The 23,329-nt window shown below is 74.1% G+C and carries 22 protein-coding genes; 12 read left to right on the top strand and 10 right to left on the bottom strand.

Going from position 1 to position 23,329, the window contains the following annotated elements; translation table 11 throughout:
• Positions 1–25: 25 nt before the first annotated feature.
• Positions 26–391 carry a hypothetical protein gene (locus GV155_RS05935; protein ID WP_160006132.1) on the top strand — a complete coding sequence of 122 codons (366 nt, stop codon included), beginning with the start codon at positions 26–28 and terminating at the stop codon, positions 389–391.
• Between the two features lie 32 nt (positions 392–423).
• On the opposite strand, the gene GV155_RS05930 is transcribed toward GV155_RS05935, so the two are convergent.
• Entirely contained in the window at positions 424–1,440 is a 1,017-nt protein-coding gene (locus GV155_RS05930) for an alcohol dehydrogenase (protein WP_160006130.1), read from the bottom strand.
• 179 nt (positions 1,441–1,619) lie between these two features.
• On the opposite strand from GV155_RS05930, the gene GV155_RS05925 reads away from it, so the two are divergent.
• From GV155_RS05925 to GV155_RS05880, 10 genes are all read left to right on the top strand, one after another.
• A complete protein-coding gene (locus GV155_RS05925) occupies positions 1,620–2,021 on the top strand; it encodes a hypothetical protein (protein WP_160006128.1) in 402 nt (133 codons plus the stop codon).
• A gap of 37 nt (positions 2,022–2,058) precedes the next feature.
• A complete protein-coding gene (locus tag GV155_RS05920) occupies positions 2,059–3,354 on the top strand; it encodes a sensor histidine kinase (RefSeq protein ID WP_160006126.1) in 1,296 nt (431 codons plus the stop codon).
• Entirely contained in the window at positions 3,351–3,998 is a 648-nt protein-coding gene (locus GV155_RS05915) for a response regulator (RefSeq protein WP_160006124.1), read from the top strand. The genes GV155_RS05920 and GV155_RS05915 overlap by 4 nt, the downstream gene beginning before the upstream one ends.
• Before the next feature lie 81 nt (positions 3,999–4,079).
• Positions 4,080–4,601 carry a DUF5134 domain-containing protein gene (locus GV155_RS05910; RefSeq protein ID WP_160006122.1) on the top strand — a complete coding sequence of 174 codons (522 nt, stop codon included), beginning with the start codon at positions 4,080–4,082 and terminating at the stop codon, positions 4,599–4,601.
• Positions 4,602–4,696: 95 nt separating this feature from the next.
• The gene (locus tag GV155_RS05905; protein WP_160006120.1) at positions 4,697–5,596 is read left to right on the top strand and encodes an FAD binding domain-containing protein; all 900 of its coding nucleotides are present in this window, start codon (positions 4,697–4,699) and stop codon (positions 5,594–5,596) included.
• Entirely contained in the window at positions 5,596–6,084 is a 489-nt protein-coding gene (locus GV155_RS05900; RefSeq protein WP_160006118.1) for a (2Fe-2S)-binding protein, read from the top strand. Before GV155_RS05905 ends, GV155_RS05900 begins: the two co-directional genes overlap by 1 nt.
• Positions 6,081–8,489 (top strand): aerobic carbon-monoxide dehydrogenase large subunit, encoded by a 2,409-nt coding sequence (locus GV155_RS05895; RefSeq protein ID WP_160006116.1) that lies wholly within the window; start codon positions 6,081–6,083, stop codon positions 8,487–8,489. The genes GV155_RS05900 and GV155_RS05895 overlap by 4 nt, the downstream gene beginning before the upstream one ends.
• Positions 8,490–8,495: 6 nt before the next feature.
• Positions 8,496–9,395, top strand: coding sequence for an XdhC family protein (locus GV155_RS05890; RefSeq protein WP_160006114.1), 900 nt, complete (start codon positions 8,496–8,498; stop codon positions 9,393–9,395).
• Positions 9,395–10,261, top strand: coding sequence for an AAA family ATPase (locus GV155_RS05885; RefSeq protein WP_160006112.1), 867 nt, complete (start codon positions 9,395–9,397; stop codon positions 10,259–10,261). The genes GV155_RS05890 and GV155_RS05885 overlap by 1 nt, the downstream gene beginning before the upstream one ends.
• Positions 10,262–10,279: 18 nt before the next feature.
• The gene (locus tag GV155_RS05880) at positions 10,280–11,485 is read left to right on the top strand and encodes a vWA domain-containing protein (RefSeq protein ID WP_201300077.1); all 1,206 of its coding nucleotides are present in this window, start codon (positions 10,280–10,282) and stop codon (positions 11,483–11,485) included.
• Here GV155_RS05880 and GV155_RS05875 read toward each other — a convergent pair.
• The 8 genes from GV155_RS05875 to GV155_RS05840 all read right to left on the bottom strand — a co-directional run bounded on the left by GV155_RS05875 (position 11,469) and on the right by GV155_RS05840 (position 20,856).
• The gene (locus GV155_RS05875; RefSeq protein WP_160006110.1) at positions 11,469–12,443 is read right to left on the bottom strand and encodes a LysR family transcriptional regulator; all 975 of its coding nucleotides are present in this window, start codon (positions 12,441–12,443) and stop codon (positions 11,469–11,471) included. The genes GV155_RS05880 and GV155_RS05875 overlap by 17 nt on opposite strands.
• Positions 12,444–12,552: 109 nt before the next feature.
• Positions 12,553–13,275, bottom strand: coding sequence for an AfsR/SARP family transcriptional regulator (locus GV155_RS05870; protein ID WP_160006108.1), 723 nt, complete (start codon positions 13,273–13,275; stop codon positions 12,553–12,555).
• 335 nt (positions 13,276–13,610) lie between these two features.
• Positions 13,611–14,267 (bottom strand): response regulator transcription factor, encoded by a 657-nt coding sequence (locus tag GV155_RS05865; protein WP_160006106.1) that lies wholly within the window; start codon positions 14,265–14,267, stop codon positions 13,611–13,613.
• Between the two features lie 115 nt (positions 14,268–14,382).
• Positions 14,383–15,855: a sensor histidine kinase gene (locus GV155_RS05860; protein ID WP_160006104.1), complete on the bottom strand. Its 1,473-nt coding sequence runs from the start codon at positions 15,853–15,855 to the stop codon at positions 14,383–14,385.
• 127 nt (positions 15,856–15,982) lie between these two features.
• Positions 15,983–16,528 carry a copper resistance CopC family protein gene (locus GV155_RS05855; RefSeq protein ID WP_160006102.1) on the bottom strand — a complete coding sequence of 182 codons (546 nt, stop codon included), beginning with the start codon at positions 16,526–16,528 and terminating at the stop codon, positions 15,983–15,985.
• Between the two features lie 133 nt (positions 16,529–16,661).
• The gene (locus GV155_RS05850; protein WP_160006100.1) at positions 16,662–17,393 is read right to left on the bottom strand and encodes a response regulator transcription factor; all 732 of its coding nucleotides are present in this window, start codon (positions 17,391–17,393) and stop codon (positions 16,662–16,664) included.
• A 113-nt stretch (positions 17,394–17,506) separates the two neighbouring features.
• A complete protein-coding gene (locus tag GV155_RS05845) occupies positions 17,507–18,409 on the bottom strand; it encodes an AfsR/SARP family transcriptional regulator (protein ID WP_160006098.1) in 903 nt (300 codons plus the stop codon).
• Positions 18,410–18,579: 170 nt separating this feature from the next.
• A complete protein-coding gene (locus GV155_RS05840; protein WP_236554053.1) occupies positions 18,580–20,856 on the bottom strand; it encodes a PKD domain-containing protein in 2,277 nt (758 codons plus the stop codon).
• Positions 20,857–20,988: 132 nt separating this feature from the next.
• On the opposite strand from GV155_RS05840, the gene GV155_RS05835 reads away from it, so the two are divergent.
• Complete coding sequence (locus GV155_RS05835; RefSeq protein ID WP_160006094.1) at positions 20,989–22,902, top strand: cytochrome c oxidase assembly protein; 1,914 nt, start codon at positions 20,989–20,991, stop codon at positions 22,900–22,902.
• Here the strand turns inward: GV155_RS05835 and lepB are convergent.
• Positions 22,848–23,252, bottom strand: coding sequence for a signal peptidase I (gene lepB, locus GV155_RS05830; protein ID WP_236554453.1), 405 nt, complete (start codon positions 23,250–23,252; stop codon positions 22,848–22,850). The genes GV155_RS05835 and lepB overlap by 55 nt on opposite strands.
• Positions 23,253–23,329 lie beyond the last annotated feature (77 nt).

Here is a 23,329-nt window from a genome sequence, read left to right as displayed (position 1 = left end):
CCGTCCCCGAACCCCGGAGGACCGCATGAGCGTCAGCCTGTACTACTCGCTCGAGCGCGACGCACGCCTCTCCGCCGCCGAGCAGGAGCGGGTCGCCGAGGTGCTCGCACGCCACGACCTCGACCGGTTCGCCGACCCCCTCATGGGCGGTGAGCGGTTCACGTTCTGGGACGACCCGAGCGAGGGCACCGCCCTGGAGGGGGCGGCCCGCGTGCCGGTCGACCTGGAGCGCCCGGAGGAGACGGCCGAGGCCGCCCTGGCGGAGTGGGGTCGCCTGCTCGGCGAGGTCCGCCGGGTCGTCGACGGCGGCACGTGGCGGGTGCACCTGGAGGACGTCGCGATGGTCTGGGTCGAGGAGCGCGGCGTGTTCTGGTTCCCCGCCGGCGGCTGAACCGGAGCGGGTTCACCAGCCGGGGCGGACCGTCACTCCATGGTCAGCACGACCCGGAAGCGGGCGTCACCGCTCATCATCCGGTCGTAGCCCGCCGCGGCCTGCTCCAGGGGGAAGGTCTCGACCATCGGTCGCACGTCGTGCAGCACGCTGAACCGCATCGTGTCCTCGGAGTCCTGCGAGGTGCCCGAGGCGTGCCCGACGACGCCGGTGCTCCCCGGGATCAGGGCGAACGGAGGGATCTGCATCGGGTCCTCGGAGGCACCCACGACCACCATGCGACCACGCGGCTTGAGGCCGCCGACCACCGCGCTCATCGCGTCGGGGGCGGTGACCGTGGCCAGGATGGTGACCGCACCGCCGAGCGAGCGGAGCGCCTCGGCCGGGTCGGTGGCGGTCGAGTCGACGTAGTGGTGGGCGCCCAGCTCGCGGGCCCGGTCCTCCTTCTCGGTCCCCCGGGCGATGGCCACGGTCTCGAAGCCCATCCGCCGGGCGAACTGCACCCCGAGGTGGCCCAGGCCACCGACGCCCAGGACGGCCACCAGGTCGCCGGGGCGGGCCCCGCTCTCGCGCAGGGCGTTGAAGGTCGTGATGCCGGCGCAGAGCAGCGGCGCGGCGTCGACGGCGGCCAGGTCGTCGGGGATCGAGGCCAGCGCCCCGGCCGGCACGAGGACGTGGTCGGCGTACCCGCCGTCGAAGGCGATGCCGGGCACCTGGCCGTTCTCGCAGCTGATCAGGTCGCCCCGACGGCAGGGCTCGCAGTGCCCGCAGCTGCCACCGAACCAGCCGACGCCCACCCGCTGGCCGACCGTCCACGGCACGACGTCATCGCCGACGGCCTCGATCCGGCCCGCGATCTCGTGGCCGGGCACGCGGGGGTACTCGATGCCGGGCATCCACCCCTCGACGGTGAAGGCGTCGGAGTGGCACACGCCGCAGGCCTCGACCCGGACCAGCACCTCGCCGCGGCCCGGGGACCCCAGCTCGCGCTCGGCCAGCTCGGGCCTGCCGCCGGGGGTGGTCACCTGCATCACTCGTGTCGTCGTCATGCCTCCCATGGCAGCAGGCGGCCACCCGCCGGAAGGGTGAGGAGCCCGCCACGGACCGACGCGCGAAGGGGTCGCACGACCCTGGACGCCGGGCCTGAGGTACCGGCACCATCAGACGGCTGTCGGGCCCCGCGCCGGGCGCCCACGATGGGACTCACCACCCACCACAGGAGGACCCCATGAACACCCTCGCCACCCGCCGCACCGCCGCCGCCGCGCTGCTCGCCGGCACCACCGCCCTCGGCCTGCTCACCACGACCGCTCCGGCGAACGCGAGCGGCGACGACCGCGTCGAGCGCACCGGACAGTGCTCCGGCTCGGCGCGCTGGGACCTCAAGGTCAAGACCGACAACGGTGGCCTCGAGGTCGAGGGCGAGGTCGACAGCAACGTCAACGGCCAGACCTGGAGCTGGCGCATCCTGCACAACGGCTCGGTGTCCGCCCGCGGCACCGCCACCACGCGCGGACCCAGCGGCTCCTTCAGCGTCGAGCGCCACATCACCGATCTCTCCGGCACCGACCGCGTCACCTTCGCGGCCTCCAGGAACGGTCAGACGTGCCGCGGCAGCATCAACTTCTGACGCTGCCGCACTCCGTCCCGAGGGTCACGCTCCCCCCGTGGCCCCGCGGATGAGACGTCTGGCCCGGCACCCCGCGGTGCAGTTCCTTGCCGCGGGGTGCCTTGCCGTGCTCGTGGTCGTGCTCGTGACCGGGCAGCTGAGCCGCAGCGCCGCGGACGAGGAGGCGACCGACGACGCCCGGGCGACCACCGAGGTCCTCGCCCGCAGCGTGGCGGCTCCGGCGCTCCCGTACCGCCTGTCGTCGGGCGAGGCCGGCCCCGTCGACCGCCTCGACCGGGCCCTGCGGCACCGCCTCGACGTCCCGGGCCTCGAACGGATCAAGATCTGGGCCGAGGACGGGACCATCGTCTACTCGGACGAGACCCGGCTGATCGGCAGCCGCTACGAGCTCGACGAGGACGAGCTCGACGTGCTGCGCGGCGGCGGCACCGAGGCCGAGCTGTCCGACGTCAGCCGCCCCGAGAACCGGTACGAGCGCGACCTCGGCGGCGTCCTCGAGGTCTACACGCGCGTCACGGCACCGGAGGGCGAGCGCCTCCTCTTCGAGGCCTACTACTCCACCGACGGCGTCGACGAACGCGCCGATGCCATCCTCAGCAGGTTCCGTCCCGTCACCCTGGTCGGGCTCGGGGCCCTCGTCGCGGTGGCCCTGCCGCTGATCCTGCTGCTCACCCGCCGTCTCGGTCGGGCCGCCGAGCAGCGCGAGCGGTTGCTCCAGGCCGCGGTCGACGCCTCGGACGCCGAGCGCACCCGCATCGCGCGCGACCTGCACGACGGGGTCGTCCAGGAGCTCGCCGGCACGTCCTACGTGCTGACCACCATGGCCGCGCGACCGGGCACGGCCACCACCCTGCGCGACGAGCTGCACGACGCGAGCAGGTCGGTGCGCGGCAGCGTCCGGGCGCTGCGGTCCCTGCTGGTCGAGATCTACCCGCCGGACCTCGACGTCGCCGGGCTGGGCGGTGCCCTCGACGACCTCCTCGCTCCGCTGGGCCGCTCCGGGGTCACGACGTCGCGCGAGGTCCAGGTCGCCGACGACCTGCCCCCGCACCTGGTCGCCCTCACCTGGCGCACGGTCCAGGAGGCGGTGCGCAACGCCGTCCGCCACGGTGGCGGGTCGCACCTCGACGTCAGCGTCCGGCAGGAGCCCGACCAGGTGGTGGCGGTCGTCCGCGACGACGGCCGCGGCTTCGACGTCGACGCCCCGCTGCCGGCCGGGCACCTGGGCCTGCGCGGGGTGCGCTCGCTGGTCGAGGAGGCGGGTGGCTCCTGGACGGTGGAGTCCGCCCCGGGCGCCGGCACCACCGTACGGATGCAGGTGCCGCTGCCGTGATCCGACTCGTCATCGCCGACGACCACGCCGTGGTGCGCCGGGGACTCACCGGGATGCTCGGCGAGCTCGACGACGTCGAGGTCGTCGGGGTGGCCGCCGACGGCGCGGAGGCGGTGGAGCTCGTGCTCGCCCTCGCCCCGGACCTCGTCCTGATGGACCTGCAGATGCCGGTGATGGACGGCGTCACCGCCACCCGCACCATCACGGCGGAGGCCACGGACACCGACGTGCTGATCCTGACGTCCTTCTCCGACGGGCCCCGCCTGCTCGCCGCCGTCGACGCCGGCGCCGTCGGCTACCTGCTCAAGGACGCCGAGCCCGAGGACCTGGTGGCCGGGATCCGGGCCGCCGCGCGCGGCGAGTCCCCCCTCGACCCGAAGGCGGCCCGTCACCTGCTCACCTCCCGCGCCACCGGCCGCCGGGCCGACGAGGGAGCCACCACCCCCCGACCCGTGCTGTCCAGCCGCGAGCGCGAGGTCCTCGACCTGGTCGCCGCGGGCCTGGCCAACAAGCAGATCGCCCGACGGCTCGGCATCACCGAGCGCACGGTCAAGGGCCACCTGACCTCGGCGTTCCAACGCATCGGGGTCGTCGACCGCACCCAGGCGGCGCTGTGGGTCGAGCGCCAGCGGACCGCGGACTGAGGCACGACGCCACAGGCACCGTCGCAAGCATCCGCTGAGGTCGGCGTTGACGGTTCCCGGCGGCGGGTCGAAGGTCGGGCCGTGCAGGTCGTCACCGGAGCCGTGATGCTCGCGATCGCGGGCTGGTGCGCGGCGCGGCTGGTCGCCCCAGGAGCGCCGGGGCACGGTCGCGCGCTCGGGGCCTGGCACCTGCTGATGGCCGTCGCGATGGCCGCCATGCTGCTGACCTCGGTGCCCGGCCCGCCCGCTCTCGGTGTCGGTGTCTTCGCGGTCGGCGCGGGGTGGGCCCTGGCCCGGGCGGCGCTGGGACACCCGCGCGGCTCGCACCTGCGGCTCGCGGCCGCGAGCGCGGCGATGGCGACGATGCTGACGCCGGACCCCGCCGCCGCCGTGACCGGGACGCACACGGGTCACGGCGCCCACGCCATGACGACCCTCCCGGCGCCGGCGCTGGTGGTCCTGCTGGTGGCGCTCGCCGCTGTCCTGGCGACCTGCGTGCTCCGCCTCGCCCGGACGGGGACGGTGGGGACCGTCCGCGTCGACGCGGCGTGCGAGGCGTTGATGGCGGTGGCCATGGCCGCCATGCTCCTCTCCCTCCTCTGACCGTCAGCGGGCCGATCAACAAAGCACTGAAGTCGGTCTTGCCGGTCCCGGCGGCGGGGTCCACCCTCACGTGACACCCGTCACCTGGAGGAACCATGCAGGTCCCCGCTCCCCTGGAGTACCAACGTGCCACCACCGTCGATGAGGCCATCGACCTGCTCGAGCGCCTCGGCAGCGAAGCACGTCTGGTCGCCGGCGGCCACAGCCTCATCCCGATGATGAAGCTCCGGCTCACCGACCTCGAGTACGTCATCGACATCAACGACCTGCACGACGTGCTCGGCTACATCCGGGTCGGTGTCGGCGAGGTGCGCATCGGCGCGATGACCCGGCACCGCGAGCTGCTGGACTCCCCGGAGCTCGCCGCCCTCTTCCCGATCTTCGCCGACGCCGAGCGGGTGATCGCCGACCCCGTGGTCCGCAACCGGGGGACGATCGGCGGCTCCCTGTGCCAGGCCGACCCGTCGGAGGACCTGACGGCGGTCTGCACCACCCTCGACGCCAGCTGTGTGATCCGGGGCTCGGCCGGGGAGCGGGTGGTCTCGATGGAGGACTTCCACCGAGGTCCGTACGAGACGGCCGTGGCCCAGGACGAGATCCTGACCGAGATCCGGATCCCGGTGCGTCCCTCCGGGTCGAGCGCCTACGCCAAGGTCGAGCGCCGCGCGGGCGACTGGGCGGTGACCTCGGCCGGTGCGGCGGTCTGGATGGACGGCCCGACCATCGTCGACGCGCGGGTCGGGCTGGCCGCCGTCGGTCCCAACACGACCGGCATCCCGGAGATCTCGGCGCTGCTGCGCGGACGCGCACCGACCGAGGAGCTCTACGCCGAGGCCGCGACCATCGCGTCGTCGACCTGCTCACCGACCACGGACAACCGCGGGACCGCCGAGTACAAGCGGCACCTCGCCGGAGAGCTGACCCGCCGCACCCTGCGGCAGGCCGTGACACGTATCGAGGCCGGCGTCGCCGGCGACATGAAGGGGCAGTCCTGATGCAGGTGAGCATGAACGTCAACGGGGAGCAGGTCTCGAGCGAGATCGAGGGCCGGCTCCTGCTGGTGCACTACCTGCGCGACCACCTCGGTCTCACCGGCACCCACTGGGGGTGCGACACCAGCAACTGCGGCACCTGCGTGGCGTGGCTGGACGGCGAGCCGGTGAAGAGCTGCACCGTGCTGGCCGCGATGGCCGACGGCCACGAGGTCCGCACCGTCGAGGGTCTCGAGCAGGACGGCGTGCTCGACCCCGTCCAGGAGGGCTTCATGCGCTGCCACGGGCTCCAGTGCGGCTTCTGTACCCCCGGGATGCTGATGACGGCCCGTGCCCTGCTCGACCGGGTGCCCGACCCGAGCGAGGGCGAGATCCGCGAGGCCATCTCGGGCCAGATCTGCCGCTGCACCGGGTACACCACGATCGTCCGCTCCATCCAGTGGGCCGCGGCGAACGCCGGCGACGAGGCCACCGTGGGGAGCGAGTCATGACCACCCTCGACGAGGGCGTGGCCGCCACGACTGAGGACCTCGAGACCGCCGACAACGACCAGCACCCCGTCGGGCACGGACGGATGCTGCGCAAGGAGGACCCCCGCTTCATCCGCGGCATGGGCACCTACGTCGACGACATCCAGCTGCGCGGGATGCTCCACCTGGCGATCCTGCGCTCGCCCGTCGCGCACGCCACCATCGTCTCGATCGACGTCTCGGCCGCCCAGGCCCACCCGAAGGTCAAGGCCGTGATCACCGGCGCCGACCTGGCCGAGAAGGGGCTGGCGTGGATGCCCACGCTCTCCAACGACGTCCAGGCGGTGCTGGCCACCGACAAGGTGCGCTTCCAGGGCCAGGAGGTGGCCTTCGTGGTCGCCGAGGACCGCTACTCCGCGCGCGACGCCCTGGAGCTGATCGACGTCGAGTACGACGTCCTCGAGCCGGTGGTCGACGTCCGCAGGGCCCTCGCCCCGGACGCCCCGGTCATCCGCACCGACCTCGACGGCAAGGCCGACAACCACTGCTTCGACTGGGAGACCGGGGACGAGGCGGCGACCGACGCCGTCTTCGCGCGCGCCGACGTGGTCGTGACCGAGGACGTGGTCTATCCCCGGGTGCACCCCGCCCCGATGGAGACCTGCGGGGCGGTGGCCGACTACGAGCGCGTCTCGGGCCAGCTCACCTTGTGGACCACCAGCCAGGCACCGCACGCGCACCGCACCATCTACGCCCTGGTCTCCGGGCTGCCCGAGCACAAGATCCGGGTGATCTCGCCCGACATCGGTGGCGGCTTCGGCAACAAGGTCCCGATCTACCCCGGCTACGTGTGCGCCATCGTGGCCTCGCTGGTGCTGAACAAGCCGGTGAAGTGGGTCGAGGACCGCACCGAGAACCTCGTCTCCACCGGCTTCGCCCGGGACTACATCATGCGCGGGGAGATCGCGGCCACCAAGGAGGGCAAGATCCTGGCCATCCGTACCCACGTGCTGGCCGACCACGGCGCCTTCAACGGCACCGCCGCCCCGGTGAAGTACCCCGCCGGCTTCTTCGGCGTCTTCACCGGCAGCTACGACCTCGAGGCGGCCTACTGCTCGATGACGGCCGTCTACACCAACAAGGCCCCCGGCGGCGTCGCGTACGCCTGCTCCTTCCGGATCACCGAGGCGGTCTACCTGGTCGAGCGGATGGTGGACTGCCTGGCCTACGACCTCGAGATGGACCCCGTCGCGCTGCGACGGCGCAACTTCATCCAGCCCGAGCAGTTCCCGTACACGACCAAGACCGGGTGGGTCTACGACTCGGGCGAGTACGAGCGCGCCCTCGACCTCACGCTGGAGATGGCCGGCTACGACGAGCTGCGTCGCGAGCAGGCCGAGAAGCGCGCCCGCGGCGAGCTGATGGGCATCGGCCTGTCCTTCTTCACCGAGGCGGTGGGTGCCGGGCCCCGCAAGGACATGGACATCCTCGGCCTCGGCATGGCCGACGGCTGCGAGCTCCGCATCCACCCGACCGGCAAGGCCGTGGTGCGGGTCTCCTGCATGAGCCAGGGCCAGGGCCACGAGACGACCTTCGCCCAGATCGTGGCCGAGGAGATCGGGATCTCCCCCGACGACATCCAGGTCGTCAACGGTGACACCGACCAGACGCCCTTCGGCCTCGGCACCTACGGCAGCCGCTCGATCCCGGTCTCCGGGGCCGCGGCGGCGCTCGTCGCCCGCAAGGTCCGCGACAAGGCCCGGATCATCGCGTCGGGGATGCTGGAGGTCTCCGTGGTCGACCTGGAGTGGCAGAAGGGCTCCTTCATGGTCAAGGGCGACCCCGGGCGCTCGGTGACGATCCAGGAGATCGCGATGCGGGCGCACGGCGCCGGTGACCTCCCCCAGGGCGTGGAGGGCGGCCTCGAGGCCCAGATCTGCTACAACCCCGAGAACCTCACCTACCCCTTCGGCGCCTACCTCTGCGTGGTCGACATCGACCCCGGCACCGCGGTGGTCACGGTGCGGCGCTTCATCGCCGTCGACGACTGCGGCACGAGGATCAACCCGATGATCATCGAGGGCCAGGTCCACGGCGGCCTGACCGACGGGGTCGGGATGGCGCTCATGGAGATGATCTCCTTCGACGAGAACGGCACCTGCCTGGGCGGCTCCCTGATGGACTACCTGCTGCCCACCGCGCTCGAGGTGCCGCACTGGGAGACCGGGCACACCGTGACCCCCTCGCCGCACCACCCGATCGGCGCCAAGGGCGTCGGCGAGTCCGCCACCGTGGGGTCACCGCCGGCGGTGGTGAACGCCGTCGTCGACGCCCTCAAGCCCTTCGGCGTCCGGCACGCCGACATGCCGCTGACGCCGTCCCGGGTCTGGGACGCCATGCAGGGCCACCCGACCCCGCCGATCTGAGGACCGATGACCACCGTCACCACGTCCACCTCCGCGCGCGCCGAGGAGCTGGCGCGGGCCCGGGTGCCGTTCGTGCGGGCCACCGTGGTCCGCGCCCAGGAGCCGACCTCGGCGCATCCCGGCGACGAGGCGATCGTGCTCGCGGACGGCACGTTCGAGGGCTTCGTGGGTGGGCACTGCGCCGAGGGCTCCGTGCGCACCGCGGCCCTCGGTGCGCTCACCACCGGACAGAGCGTGCTGCTGCGGGTGCTGCCCGACGGTCACGACGTCTTCCCGGAGTCACCCGGCGCGAGCATCGTGGTCAACCCCTGCCTGTCCGGGGGCGCGGTGGAGGTCTACCTCCACCCGCTGCTGCCCCCGCCGGTGCTCCACCTGGTGGGCACCTCGCCGGCGGCCGAGGCGATCGCAGCGCTGGCGCCCTCCCTGGGGTTCGCGCTCGACCGCGGCGAGCCCGACGAGGTGCCCCGGGACGCCACGGTCGTGGTCGTCTCGACGCACGGGGACGAGGCCGGCCCCGTCCGGGCCGCGCTGGCGGCCGGCGTCGGCTTCGTCGGGGTCGTGTGCAGCCGGACCCGCGGCGTCGCGCTGCTGGACGAGCTGGCGCTCGGTCCGCAGGACAGGGCCCGGGTGCACCCGCACGTCGGCGTGGAGATCGGTGCCCGCACCGCCGCGGAGATGGCCCTGTCGGTCCTGGCCGCGGTGGTCGGAGCGGTACGGCTCGACGGGCTGACCGCGCCCGCGGGCAGCGGACCCGCAGCTGCCCCCGCGCCCCGTACGGCGCTCGACCCGGCCTGCGGGATGACGGTCACCGTCGGTCCCGACACGCCCACGGCGGTCGTGGACGGGGTCGAGGAGGCGTTCTGCGGGAGCGGCTGCCGCGACGGCTACCTCGCGAGGACCCCCTGATGGGGCCTGGATCCCCGGCCGAGGTCGCCGCACGCTTCGACGAGCACGACTACCTGGCCGACGAGGGCATCGCCACGGCGGTCTTCCTGGCGCTGCGTCTCGGGCTGCCCCTCCTGCTCGAGGGCGAGCCCGGGGTCGGCAAGACCGCGGCCGCGCGGGTGCTCGCGAAGGTCCTGGACGCTCCCCTCGTGCGGTTGCAGTGCTACGAGGGCCTCAGCGCCGCCGAGGCGCTCTACGACTGGAACTACCAGCGCCAGCTGCTCGCGATCCGCCTCGCCGAGTCGCAGCACGAGAGCCTCAGCGATGCCGACCTCTTCTCGGAGGAGTTCCTCGTCGAGCGGCCGATCCTGCAGTGCGTGCGCCACCAGGGTCCGAACCCGCCGGTGCTGCTCATCGACGAGGTGGACCGGGCCGACGACGAGTTCGAGGCGCTGCTGCTGGAGTCGCTGGGCGAGGCGTCGGTGACGGTGCCCGAGCTGGGCACCTTCGTCGCGGCCCGACCGCCGGTCGTCGTGCTCACCTCCAACCGCAGCCGCGAGCTGCACGACGCGCTGCGTCGACGCTGCCTCTACCACTGGCTGGAGTATCCCGACGTCGCCCGCGTGGCGCAGATCCTGCGCCGGACGTCGCCCGCCTCCGCGGAGCCGCTGATCACCTCGGTGGCCCAGTTCGTGGGCCACGTCCGCTCCCTCGACGTCGACAAGCCCCCCGGGGTCGCCGAGGCGATCAACTGGGTGGCGGCGCTGTCCGCGCTCGGTGCCACCGAGCTGGTGCGCTCCACGGCGGTCCCGACGCTGGGCGCCCTGGTCAAGACACCCGACGACCGCGACCTCGTGCTGTCCTCGATGACCGCCCTCGACGGCTGAGGTCGCAGGGTGGACGCCGTGGCGCCGCTCCTGGCCGGCGTCGACCGCGCGGTCCTCGCCGCGACCCTGACCCACCGGCTGCGCGCGGCCGGCGTCTCGGTCGGGATGACGTCGTCGGTCGCCCTGGTCGACGCCCTCGAGGCGGCACCGCCGGCCCGGCTGCGCGCGCTCTACTGGACGGTGCGGGTCACCCTCGTCGACCGGGAGCAGGACCTGGCGGCCTTCGACGAGGTGTTCCGCGCCGTCTTCGAGGACGCGCTGCTGCCGGTCGACCCGCACGCGCGGCGTCGGACCGGCGAGGCCGCACCCCCCTCCGACGACGCGTTCACCTCGGTGCGCGGCCGCAGCGAGGACGACGAGAGCGGCGACGGCCTGCCGTGGCACACCCTGCCGCGCCACCGGGCCACCGACGACCGCGGAGCCGACGAGGACGTCCTGGGCCTGCCCGAGCGGCTGGCCAGCGCCGTGGCCCGGATCGCGGACACCCCGCTCGACGAGCTCGACGAGGCCGAGGTCGCGCTGCTCGGCCGCTGGCTCGAGGAGCACGCCCAGGTCTGGCCCACCCGCCGCAGCCGCCGTCAGCGGGTCGCCCGGACGGGGCAGCGGGTCGCACTGCGCGAGACCCTCGCGGCCTCGCGACGCACCGGCTGGGAGCCGGTGGAGATCCGCCGGAACCGTCCGGTCCGTCGGCCGCTGCCCGTGACGCTGCTGTGCGACGTCAGCGAGTCGATGCAGGCGTTCTCCGTGGCCTACCTCCACCTGATGCGCGCGCTGGCCCGGGGCCGCGACGCCGAGACCTTCGTGTTCTCGACCTCCCTCACGCGGCTGACCCCCTCGCTGCGGCTGGCCTCCCCGGCCGCGGCCATCGCCCACGCCGAGGAGCAGGTCCCCGACCGGTACGGCGGCACCCACCTGGCCACCTGCCTGCGCGAGCTGCTGAGGTCGCGGCACGCGGGCGGGGTGCGCGGAGGCATCCTGGTGATCGCCAGCGACGGCTGGGACAGCGACCCGCCCGAGGCGCTCGCCGCCGCGATGGCCCGCGCCGCCCGACGTGCGCGCCGGGTCGTCTGGCTGAACCCCCGCTCCGCGCAGCCCGGGTACCAGCCGCTGGTGGGTCCGATGGCGGCGGCGCTGCCCTACTGCGACGCGTTCCTGGCCGCCGACACCGTCGGCTCCCTCACCGAGGTGCTGGACGCCCTCGTCGGGGTCAGCTCCAGAGGGTGACGTGGACGGTGGGTCGGAACCGGCCGGGCACGACCCCGGCACCCCGCACCATCGCCTGGGTCGCGCGCGGGTTGGTCACGAAGCGCATCAGCTCCGCGGCGGCCGGGGTCTGGTCCCGGGCCGGCAGGGACATCGCCGACCACGAGCCCTTCACCCTCAGGCCCGGTCCCTCGACCAGGGCGAGGCGGTGGGCGGCGAGCTCACCGCTGACGGTGAACCGCACCGCCAGGGCGACCCCGTCCGACCTCTGGACCTCCTCGACCGCCGCGGCCTGGCTCTGGAAGATCCGCTGGTGGGTCTCGGGCACCTTCATCCGTCGCAGCATCGCCGGGATCGCGCCGCTGTCGCCGACCGCGGCAGGACCGAGGTGCCAGACCGTGCGCTGGACGCCCGCCGCGCCCAACGGACGACCCACGGCCGGGTGGTCGGGACGGGCGACCGCGACGACCTCGTAGTTGAGGAAGGGCACGCCCACCACCGCACCTCCCCCGTCACCCGACCCCGGGCCTGCGGCCATGGCCGGCCCGATCGCCACGTCGACGGAGCGGGAGGCCAGGAGCGCGGCGAACTGCCGCATCGGGCGGACGCTGAGCTCGACCTCCAGGTCGTCGGCCCGGGCCGCGAACAGGTCGATCAGACCCGGGGCCGCGTGCTCGGCGAAGAGGCTCGACGCCGCGAGCCGGAGCACCCGCCGACCGTGCCCGGCCAGACCGACCTCGCGCACCGTCCGGTCCTGCAGCCCGAGGATCTCCACGGCCCGGCTGGCCAGGCGCAGGCCGCCGGGGGTGAAGGCCAGCCCGGTCGCGGCCCGCGTGAAGAGCACGTCGCCGAGCTCCTTGCGCAGCTGCGCGACGTGCATGGACACCGCGGCGTCGCTCACCTCCAGCTCGTGGGCCGCTGCCTTGACCGAGCCCAGCCGGACCACCGTGGCGAAGGCGCGGAGCTGCGTCGGGGTCACCTCTTCGACTGTAGGCCGCGGCGTGCCTGCGAACCGCCCGCAGCGGGCCGACTGGCCAGGTCGATGACCAAAGACCCTGCGCCGGCCGGCTCGGAGGCGACCCTGCCGGTCATGCGGTCTGGGCGAGGAGGCGGTGCAGCAGCCGACGCTCGAACGGCGCCGCGGCCACGCAGGGCGCGTCCTGCGCCAGCACCGCCAGGTACTCCGCGTAGAGGGCCGCTCCCGGCTCGACCCCGAGGTCGCGGTGCAGGCGGTCGCGGAAGTCGGCGAAGAGCGTCAGCGCCCCCGCCCGGTCGCCCTGGAGCGACATGGCCCGCAGCAGGAGCTGCTGGGTCTGCTCGCACCACGGTGTCAGCGCCTCCGTACGCCGGGCGAGGTCGACCGCGGTGGCGGCCCGATTCAGCCGCAGCGCGGCCTCCGCCACCACCAGGCCGGTGGCGGCGAGCTCCTCGGCCAGGACCGCCCGCGCAGGTCCGGCGAACGGCGCCAGGGTGCTGCTGGCCAGCAGCGAGCCGGGAGACGGCGGGCCCCAGAGATCGGGCCGGAGCGCCGCGCGCCCCGGGTCGCGGCGAGCCTCTGCCAGCTCGCGCCGTGCGCGGGTCAGGTCCACGCCGACCGCGTGGTCGAGCAGGTAGCCGTGGGAGACCGTGACGACGGCACCGACCAGGCCCGCGGCGGCGAGGCGCCGCCGCAGGACCGACACGTGGCACTCCAGGGCCGGGGTCCACCGGGGTGGCGGGGAGCCGTTCCACAGCTGGTCGGCGAGCGTCTCCTTCTCCACCGACGCACCGTGGCTCAGCGCCAGCAGCTCGAGCAGCTGCCGCCCCTTCACACCCCCCAGGTCGGTCGACGGCGGTACGCCCCGACCCGCCCGTGTCGTCCCGAACAAGCACACGTCGTCCATGTCGTCGACCCCCCGGTCATCCCCCGGTCCCCGATGACCTCGTGCAGCTCCTCCCCCCATGCTCGGGGCCAGCCCGGGGTCAGGGAATCGGCCACGCGTGGGATGCCGGCTGGTCAATCGTGGGGACTCACCCACCCGACCCAGGCTTTCCACAAGGTCGGCCGGACAACGTGGTCGGGCCGGGACCAGCGTGATCGCTCCCGGCTCCGGGGGCCGCCCCGCCGGCCCGTTCCCCCCGGGCCGGTGCTGGGGCGGCCCCTCGGTCAGCGGGGGGTGGGCGGTACGAAGCCGTCCTGATGCGCCATCGCGACCGCCTCCAGCTGCGAGTGCACCCCCAGCTTGGCATGGATGGAGCGGACGTGGCTGCGGGCCGTGTGGACGGAGATCCCGAGGTCACGGCTCAGGGCGGACACGTCACGTCCGGCGGCGAGCTGCCGCAGGACGTCTCCCTCGCGGAGCGTCAACCGGTCGGTGGGTCGGGCCCAGGTCGACGTGTCGAGGACCCGCAGGACCGACTCCGGCACGGTGAACGTGCCGGGCCTGGCGTACCGGACGACGGTCATCAGGTCGCTCAGCGCCCCGTCCTTCGGCATCACGGCGGACGCCCCGGCAGCGGACGCCCGGTCGACGACGGACCGGTCGACGAAGCCGGTCAGCACGACGACGGCCGTCGCCGGCCAGCCTGCCCGGATGCGTGGGACCAGCGCGATGCCGTCGTCCTCGCCGAGCCGCGCGTCGAGCACGACGACGTCGGCATGCACCGAGGCAAGACGTGACATCGCCCCGGCCGCGGACGTCGCGACCCCGACGCAGGTCAGCAGGGGGTCGTTCCCGACGACCTCGGCCAGCAGCTCGGTGAGCGTGCGGTGGTCGTCGACGATCAGCACCGTCGTGGGTCCGGTGCGCTGCTGGTCGGGCACGACCTACCTCCTCGTGCTGCGGGTGGCGCCGCACCAGCGTCGCACGGATCCCGGGGACCCCCCAGAGGACAATGGCCTCGATCCACGGGCAGAGTGACCATCGTCCCGCCGCCCGTCACCTGTCGGTGAGGGGCCCGTGCGGCGCTGCCGGCAGCTCGACGACGAAGTCGGCTCCGCCCAGGGCGGATCTCGCGTAGGTGACGTGCCCGTCGTTCGCGGTCACGAGGTCCGACACGATGTGGAGGCCGAGCCCGCTCCCGCGCTGACGACCGGCGCGAGCAGCCGCGGAGCGGCTGTAGCGCTCGAAGAGGTACGGCACGAAGTCCGGTTCCACCCCTCGACCGTCGTCCGTGACGGAGATCCGTACCCGGCCCTCGGCCGAGGTGGAGGACACGACGATCCGGCCGTCTCCGTACTTTGCGGCGTTCGTCAGCAGGTTCGTCAGGACCTGGCCGAGATGGACGGGGTCCACCCAGGCCGCGAGGTCGTCCAGTGCCTCGGTGTCGACCGAGGTGGCGCCGAGATCGGCGGCCCGGACGGCCGCGTCGACTGCGCCGCGAAGCGTCACCGCCGCCGGTCGGACTGCCACGTGTCCGTCACTGATCGCCGTGGCGGTGAGCGCGTTGTCGGTGAGGACCATCATCGCCTCGGCGCTCGCAGCGATCCGGGCGGCGTAGTCGCGGACCTTCTGCGGGTCCGCCGCCGCCCTGCCCTCGAGGAGCTCGGCGAAGCCACGGACCACGGCCGCGGGGGTCCGGAGGTCGTGCGCGACCATCGCGGTCAGGTCCTGCAGCGCCTGGTACTGGCGCTTGGTCTCGGTGATGTCGACGATCTGGGAGATGAAGTAGAGCGGAGCGCCCTCCTCGGAGCGGACCAGCGCCACCGAGAGCAGCACCCAGACGACCTGGTGCGACGCCGTGACGTAGCGCTTCTCGATCTGGTACGACCTGATCTCGCCCTCGACCAGCCGGCCCAGGTGGTCCAGGTCGAGGTCCAGGTCGTCGGGGTGGGTGATGTCCTGGAACGTCATCCCCAGCAGCTGCTGCTCGGTGTACCCGGTCAGCTCGCACAGCGCCGCGTTCACCTGCCGCCACGTCCCGTCCAGCTCGACGATGGCCTTGCCGATCGGCGCGTGCTCGAAGGTGAGCCGGTTCTGCAGCGCCGACTCCCTCAGCGCCTGCTCGGCGGCGCGCGCCTCGGTCACGTCCTGGGTGAAGCCGAGGCCCGCGACGACCGCACCGGCGGCGTCGGTGACCGGCGCCAGGCGCTGGGTGTAGGTGCGTCCTTCGAACGGGACGTCCCAGGTGGTCGACGTGCCGTCGAGCGCAGCCCGGTACAAGGGCTCGATCAGGCCGACCGTCTCTGCGGGGAACACCTCGGAGATCGTCCTGCCCTCGAGCATGCTGCGGGAGAGCCCGACGTCCTCGAGTCCGTGCCCGCCGGCCGACAGGTAGCGCAGGTCCCGGTCGAAGGCGAAGATGGCACCCTGCGGGAAGGAGTCCATCAGCGGGTGGTCCCCCGCGTCCCGGAGGGCCGCGACCACGTCCTGCGACACCGGGTCGTCCGACGTCGGATCGGAGCCGGTCACGATCCGCACGTGTGCCTCTTCCGTCTCCTCGGGCTGCAGGCTCCAGTATCGCACCAGCCCGGACCCGCGTGGTGGCAATGTCGGGGACGAGACACCGACGACCCTGGTCGGTGGGCGTCACCGCGACTCACTCCTGGCCGACGACCGGTCTGTCCCGAGCACGTCCCACGCGCTGGCGCACCAGCAGCACCACCCCTGACACCACGGCAGCCCCGACCAGCCACCAGACCGGCGGGGGCAGGGGGCCGTCGCCGGGGGGCTCGGTCGCGACGGGCACGACCGCCGACCGCACCGCGCCGGACCCCGCCACGTCGAAGGTCAGCTCCCCGACGACGGCGTGGCCGTCGGCGGAGAGCACGCGGTAGGTCGCGAGGTGTCGGCCGGACCTCGTGAGGTCGATCCGGACCTCGAGCGTCTCGCCCGTCACCGACGCCGGCCCGGCCACGACGTCGGCACCGGCCGGGTCCTGGACCACCACCTGCTCGGAACCGGGGAGCAGGTCGTCGGCGAAGACCAGGACCAGCCGGTCGGTGCCGATCAGCACCGCGTCGCCGTCCCGAGGGGTGCTGCCGACGAGGTCGGAGTGAGCCAGCGCCGGCGCCGCCACTCCCAGCAGCAGCGCAGCGAGGAGGAGGACCCCCGCGAGGAGGCGGGCCCTCGGTGTCGTCGTCATGGCTGTCCTCCCCGGGACCGGTGGCTGGTCCGGCAACCGTCGCAGCCCGACCTTGGATCCTCCTGGGCCTCACCCGCTTCCGGACCCGTCCGCACCACGCGGTCGGTGGTCCAGGACCCAGCACGGTGCCGGCTCAGCCGACCCGGTGTCGGTGCACCCGCGGCGTGGTCTCCAGGAGACCGCGCCTGCTCGCGATCGCGACCGCCTCGAGCTGGGAGTGCGCTCCCAGCTTCGCGAGCAGGGTCTTGACGTAGCCGCGGCAGGTGTGGACCGAGATGCCCAGCTCGCGGGCGATGTCGGCGACGTAGCGTCCGTCGGAGAGCAGCTGCAGCACGAGGACCTCCCGCGGAGTCAGAGCGGGGTGCCGCACCCAGCGCCGCTCCTCCTCGCCCTGCTCGCTGACGAGGGAGCGCAGCAGGTCGGTCTGGACGAAGAACTCTCCGGGGCGGGCGTCGCGCAGGACATCCAGCAGCTCGCGCAGCGAGCCGCCCTTGGTCAGGAGGGCGCAGGCGCCCGCCGAGGCCGCCCGCCGCATCACGCCGAGGTCGATGTGCCCGGTGAGGACCACCACCAGGAGGGAAGGGCGGCTCGTGGTCAGCTCGGCCGCCAGTCCCAGCCCGTCCTCGCCCCCGTCGCCGGCGCCGAGATCGACGTCCATCAGCACCAGGTCGGGGTCGTGGCGTGCCACGTCGGCGCGGGCCTCCTGGGCGTCGTGGGCGGTCCCGACGCACTCGAGGTCGACCTCGCTCCCCAGGGCGAGGGACGCCAGCTCGGCGAACGTGCGGTGGTCGTCGACGACGAGGACGCGGCGCGGCTCCCGGCGGACGACGGCCGGGGGTCGACCGTGCGGATCATGGGTGGGCATTCGCATCTCCGTGCGGTGTGGAAACGAGGCCCCGAGCGGACGCTCCATGGCACCCCGGACGCGCGCGACGTGTCAACGGGTCGGAGCACCTTGGGGACCTCCGGCCCTGCACCTCAGGACGCGGCACCGAGCCGGACGGCCGTCTGCCACCAGTGGGGGTCCCCGTCGGGGACCTCGCCGACCGGCACCGCCAGCACGGCGTCGTGGAGCAGCCGGAGCAGGATCCTGACCTCCTCGCGGGGCTGGACCGTGCCGGCCGCCGTCCCGGGGGCGCCCGCGCCGCGCAGCAGGTCGAGGTAGAGGTCCGTGGTCTCCCGGCTCGGGTCGGTGCCCAGCTCGTCGGCGAGGTGCCGGCGGACCTCGGAGTGCGCGCGCAGCGCCTCGGCCCGCCGGCCGGCCGCGGCCAGCGACCTCATCAGGGTCCGCCACACTCCTTCGGCCAACGGGTCCAGACGCAACGCTGCGCGGGCGTGCCTGATCGCGACACCGGTCTGCTCGAGTGCCAGGCCGCAGGACGCCGCGAGTCCGTGCAGGCTCACCATCTCCTGCCGCAGCACCTCCCGCTCCTCGTCGGCCCAGGGGGCCTGCATCTCGTCGGCCAGCAGGTCGCCGGTCGCGATGGACAGCGCCTCCAGGACGATGGCCAGGCAGGTCGCCGGATCACGGTCGGCCTCGGCCCGCCGCGCCAGGGCGCGGAACGTCGTCAGGTCGACGTCGACCGAGGCGAGGTCGAGGAGGTAGCCCTGGCGGACCGTGACGATGCCGCCGGTCCGGGGCGACGTCGGGTCGAGGTGGCGCCGGAGCAGGCAGACGTAGCTCTCGAGCGTCCCGGTCCAGCTCCGCGGAGGGTGTCCCGACCAGAGCAGGTCCGCCAGCACCTCCTTCGAGACCGGGCTCCCGGCCGAGACCGCGAGGATCTCGAGGATCTGACGTGACTTGACCCCGCCCAGCCGCCCGCCGTCGGCCTCGCCGCGCGGCGTGACGACCCTGGTCTGTCCGAAGATCTTGACCTGCATGACTGTTCCCCTCCCCGCGTCCCCCCCCGGGACCAGCAGACTCAGTGTCGTCTCCCCGGCGCGGGGCCGGCACCCGAAGGTGGTGGGGGCACGCCCCCCAATCGAGGGGTGTCCTCCGACCCGGGACCACCGTGCGCCGCCGGTGCAGGCGCGGCGCACGGCGGTGCCTGTCACCGGCGTCGGAAGGCGGCCCCGGTCACCCGACCTCCGAGGGCGCTCACGGCGCTGACGGTCGTGGTCGCCGCCGGCGGCACGACCGCGCCTGCCCCTCGGAAGACCCAGGCGCCGGTGGCGTCGACCGTCGCGAACCCCAGCACCCGACCGGTGAGGGTGCTGCCGAGCACGACCGCCACCCGCTGGCCGGCCAGGACGCTCGACGTGCCCGCCACGCGCCACTCCTTGCCCGCCCTGAACTCAGCCGCGGTGACGGCCAGGGTGTCCGGTGCGGGGACCACCGTCACCTCGTCGGTCGACTGCTGGCCCCGTTGACCGGTCACCGTCAGCCGCAGGACCACCGGCTCGTCCGTCGGGGCGTACCCGGGGTTGGTCCCGGTGGTGCTGGTGGGCAGCGGCATCGAGGGCATCACGAAGGAGGCGCGCGGCGTGGTGGCCCCCGTCAGCGTGACCGCCGGACCGCTGAGCCTGGTCCAGACCATCTCGTCGACCAGCGCGCTGCGCGTGCCGTCGAGCTGCACCGTGGAGGCGCGCCGCACGGCCTGGTCCGGGCCCGCGTCGGCCGTCGGCGCAGGAAGGGGGTCGGTCGGGGAGGGCGCCACCACGTTGACGGCGACCACCACCGGCTCACTGGTGCCGGCGGGCCCGGAGACGACGAGCTCGAAGGCGAGCGGGCCGGTCGCGCCGGCCGGTGCCTCGAAGGTGGCGACGGCCGAGTCGGCGCCGGCGAGGGACACCCGGTTGAGGTCGGTCACCGGCACCTCCACGGTGGAGGGCTGCGTCCCGGTCGACCCGTCGGGCAGGGTGACCTCGACGTCCTCGGTCACGGTGCCCGGCACCTGGCGCCAGGCGTAGGTCCCGATGGTGCCGGTCGACCCGGTCCCGGTCAGGGTCACGCGCTGGCCGGGGGCGGCGTCGGCGGGGTTCGCGAAGGCCGCCGCCACCGGCTTCTCCGCCTGCATCCCGGCGCCGGTGGTGTCGACCGGCACGGTGGTGGTGCCGCCCTTGTCCGAGGTCACCGTGACGGTCGCGGTCGGCGCCACGGTGCTGATGACCACCCTCCCGTCGACCAGTGGCTCCCCGAGCACCCGCAGACGACCGGGGGTCGAGTCCTGGTCGCTGGAGGACGCCGACACCGTCAGCAGGTCGGTGTCGGCGTCGTAGGTGGCGCGGTGGACGGTCACGACGTCGGTCAGCACTGCCTGCTTCTGCGCGACCGGGCGGTCTCCGGCGTTGACCACCGTCAGTGACCGCCCGTCGGGCTCGCGGTCGACGGCGAAGCGGCCGTAGTAGGCACCGCGGTCACCCTCCATGCCGGTCTCGACGAAGCCCAGCCCGGCGTCGCGCACCCGGATCGACTGCCCCGCGTCGGACGTGGCGTACACGTCGACGAAGCCACGCCCGTCCGCACCGACGCTGTAGGTCGCCGCCCGGACGTCGACGCCGGAGTTCGTGGCGTGCCGCCCCTGGACGCTGAGCTGGTCGGTCCGTGCCAGCTCGGTCCAGCCGCCGGTGTCGTCGCGGCGCTCGACGGACACGAAGTTCGTCCCGTACGGGCTCCCGACCACCGAGTGGGGGACGCCGGGGTCCCCCACGTAGCCGGCGGGTGCCGCAGGTGCCACCGCCGGGTCCCAGACGAGGAAGGGGCCGACCCTGCTGCTGAGGGCCTGTCCGAAGGCCCCGGGAGTGGTCCCGATGTCCTGGGTGTAGTTGATGCCGTCACCGGCGACCTCGAAGACGTCGACGCCGTACGGGTGGGTCACGCGGTACTCGCCGTCGGTCAGGCCCCGGTCCCGGATCCGGATCCGGCCGAAGACCATCTGGTCCCCGTCCACCACCTCCTCGGCTGCCCAGGCGCCCTCGAGGTCCATCCCGATGCTCATGTCCACGCCGTTCCCGGTGACCTCGGCCCCGGCCAGCTGGTAGAAGAACTCCCCCGGGAAGTTGTCCGGGAAGGAGACCGGTGAGCCGGGGTCGGGGACCTCGTCCGGCAGGGTCGAGCACAAGGGGTCGTCCAGGGTCGTGCAGGCCTCCAGGCGCACCCCGTTGCTGTCGCGGTACCAGGCCGGGAAGCCGTGCTCGGCGGTCGGGCCGGCCTCGACGAGGCGCCCGGTGCGGGCCTTCAAGGTCCCGTCCGGCTCCGTGGGCGCGACCGGGGCACCCTGCGCACCCACCGAGAGGGACGCGACGACGAGACCCGCGACGACGACGGTCGTCACTCGTCGCCGGGTGCGGGTGAGGGTGCCGGCCCTGGGGGCCATCGGTGGTGCCATGGTGCTCATCTCCTCCGTCAGGTCGCGGCCGGAAGCGCTACGACCCGGCCAGGGTGCGGGTGGGACCTTGGGCTCACCTCGGGCCGGTGCGGCCCCGAGGTTTTCCCCACCGCGCGGTGCGACGGTCGGAGCATGGATCAGACCGGCCCGGTGGCCCGCCCCGCAGCGACCGTCCGCGTGGTCGCCGCCGGATGTCTGGCGGTCGCCTGCACGAGCGTGGTGGTGGCGCTGCTCGCCGCGGGCGGCGCGCCCCCGGACCTCCCCTCAGGCATCGCCGACCCCGGGCCCGTGGTCGGCTGGGGCACCCCGGTGGTCAGGCTGGCGGGCCTGCTCGCCGCGGCCCTCACCGTCGGCTCGCTCCTCGTGGCGGGCGTGCTCGGGCCGCAGGACCCGGTGTCCGTGGCGCGGGCGGTCCGCTCGGCACGACGGGCCGCCGTGGCGTGGACCGTCACGGCGGTCCTCGGGCACGTCCTCGTCGTGTGCGACACGGTGGGGGCCACCCTGACGACGGTGCCCGCGGGTCGGTTGCTGCCGTGGTCGGCCACCGGCGAGACGACCCCGACCCTGGCCACCGCCGCGCTCGCCGCCCTCGTGGCGGCGGCCTCGGGCGCCTCGGCCACCCGTCGCCGCGCCGCCGCGCTGGTGCCACTCGCCCTGGCGGCTGCCCTGGCATCGCCCGTGGCCGGCCACCTGGCCTCGTCCGACGACGGGGGGCTCTCCCTGGGCGGGCTCGTCGTCCACGTCGCCGCCTCCCTCGTCTGGGCCGGTGGGCTGGCCGGCCTGGTGCTGCACCTGCGCACGGACCCCGGCGGTCTCGCCGTCGCGGTGCCGCGCTTCAGCGCGCTCGCGCTCGTCGCCTACACCGCCCTCGCCGGGTCCGGGCTCGTCGCTGTGTCCGCCACGCTCCCCCTGAGCGGTGCCGGCTGGCAGACGGCCTGGGTCAGCGGGTACGCGGCGGTGGTGGCAGCGAAGACGGTGGTGCTCGTCGCCCTCGGCGTGGTCGGGGCACGACACCGTCGGGTGACGGTGCCGCGGGTGGTGGCGCAGGAGCCGGGGGCCTTCCTGCGGCTGGCGGCCGCGGAGCTGCTCCTGATGGCCGCCGCCGCGGGTCTGGCGACCGCGCTCTCCCGCACCCCGCCGCCGGACCCGGACCCCGGGGTCGTGGTCCACGAGATCGCGACGGTCGACCCGCTGTCACTGACCTCGTTGCTGGGTGCCTGGCGACCTGACGCGGTGGTGCTGCTCGTGCTCGGGGCGGGCCTCGCGGCCTATCTCACGACCCGACGCCGGCGATCCGCCGAGGCTCGGGACTGGCCCCGGCACCGGACCCGGTGCTTCGTCACGGGCACCGCCGTGGCGGCCGTGACGCTGTGCTCGGGGATCGCGACGTACGCCCCGCTCCTGCTGAGCGTGCACTTGGCGCAGCAGCTGGTGCTGCTGCTCGTCGTGCCGCCGCTGCTGCTGCTGGGGCGTCCCGTCGACCTCGCCCGGGGCGCCGGCGCCCGGGACCTGCCCGCCGGGGTACGCCACCTCCTGGCCGTGCCGCTGACCGGTGCGCTCGCGACGTGCGTCCTGCTGACGGTGGTCCACCGCACCCCGGTGGTGAGCCAGTCGTTGGGCTCCTCCTGGTGGCACCTGGTGGTGGTGGCCCTCACCCTGGCGTGCGGCCTCGCGCTGTGGTGGCCCGTGCTCGCCGCAGAGGCGCCGGAACGCCGACCCTCGACCGAGTGGGCCGGCTGGCTGCTCCCGGTGGTGGCGTGCCTCGCGGTGCTGGCGATCCAGCTGCGGGGCGCCGACGACCTGCTGGCCTCCGCCTGGTTCCTCGAGCTGCGTCTGGGATGGGTGGACCCCGTCGAGGACCAGCGGCTCGCAGGCACGATCGCTGGGCTGGCGGCGTTGGCGCTGGCCGGCGTCGCCGTGGTGACCTGGGTGCTCGCTGCCCGGTCGCGGCCCGCCCGGCCGGACGCCACTGCTCCGGACCAGCCTCGGGGTCAGGACCCGAGGAGCACCCTGCCGGTCAGTGCCTCCTCGTCCACGGCCCCGTAGTCGCGGGAGTCCACGGAGTTGCCCCGGTTGTCGCCGAGCACGAACACGTGGTGGTCGGGGACCTCGAAGGTCCGGCTGTAGTAGCCGTCGACCGTGGCGGGGTCCACCCACGGTTCCTCGACGGGCGCCCCGTCGACGTGCAGCACCCCGTCGAGGACCACGACGGCCTCCCCCGGGAGCCCGACGACGCGCTTGATCGTGCGCCGGCCCTGGCGCGGGTCGACGAACACGACCAGGTCGCCGTGCGCGAGGTCCTCCACCTCGGGCGCCCACCGCGAGACCAGGACGACGTCCCCGGCCTCGAGCGTGGGCGCCATGCTCGCCGAGTCGATGCGGACAGGGGTGACCACGGACGTCCGCACGACCCACACCACGCCGGTCGAGCCTCCGACCACGAGCGTCAGCGCCAGGGCCGCCGCCCCCGGTC

This window comes from Nocardioides sp. AX2bis, from assembly GCF_902506435.1.
In the GTDB taxonomy this organism is placed as follows: domain Bacteria; phylum Actinomycetota; class Actinomycetes; order Propionibacteriales; family Nocardioidaceae; genus Nocardioides.
The sequence above is the reverse complement of the archived record's forward strand: the minus strand, read 5'-3'. Positions and strand labels throughout refer to the sequence as shown.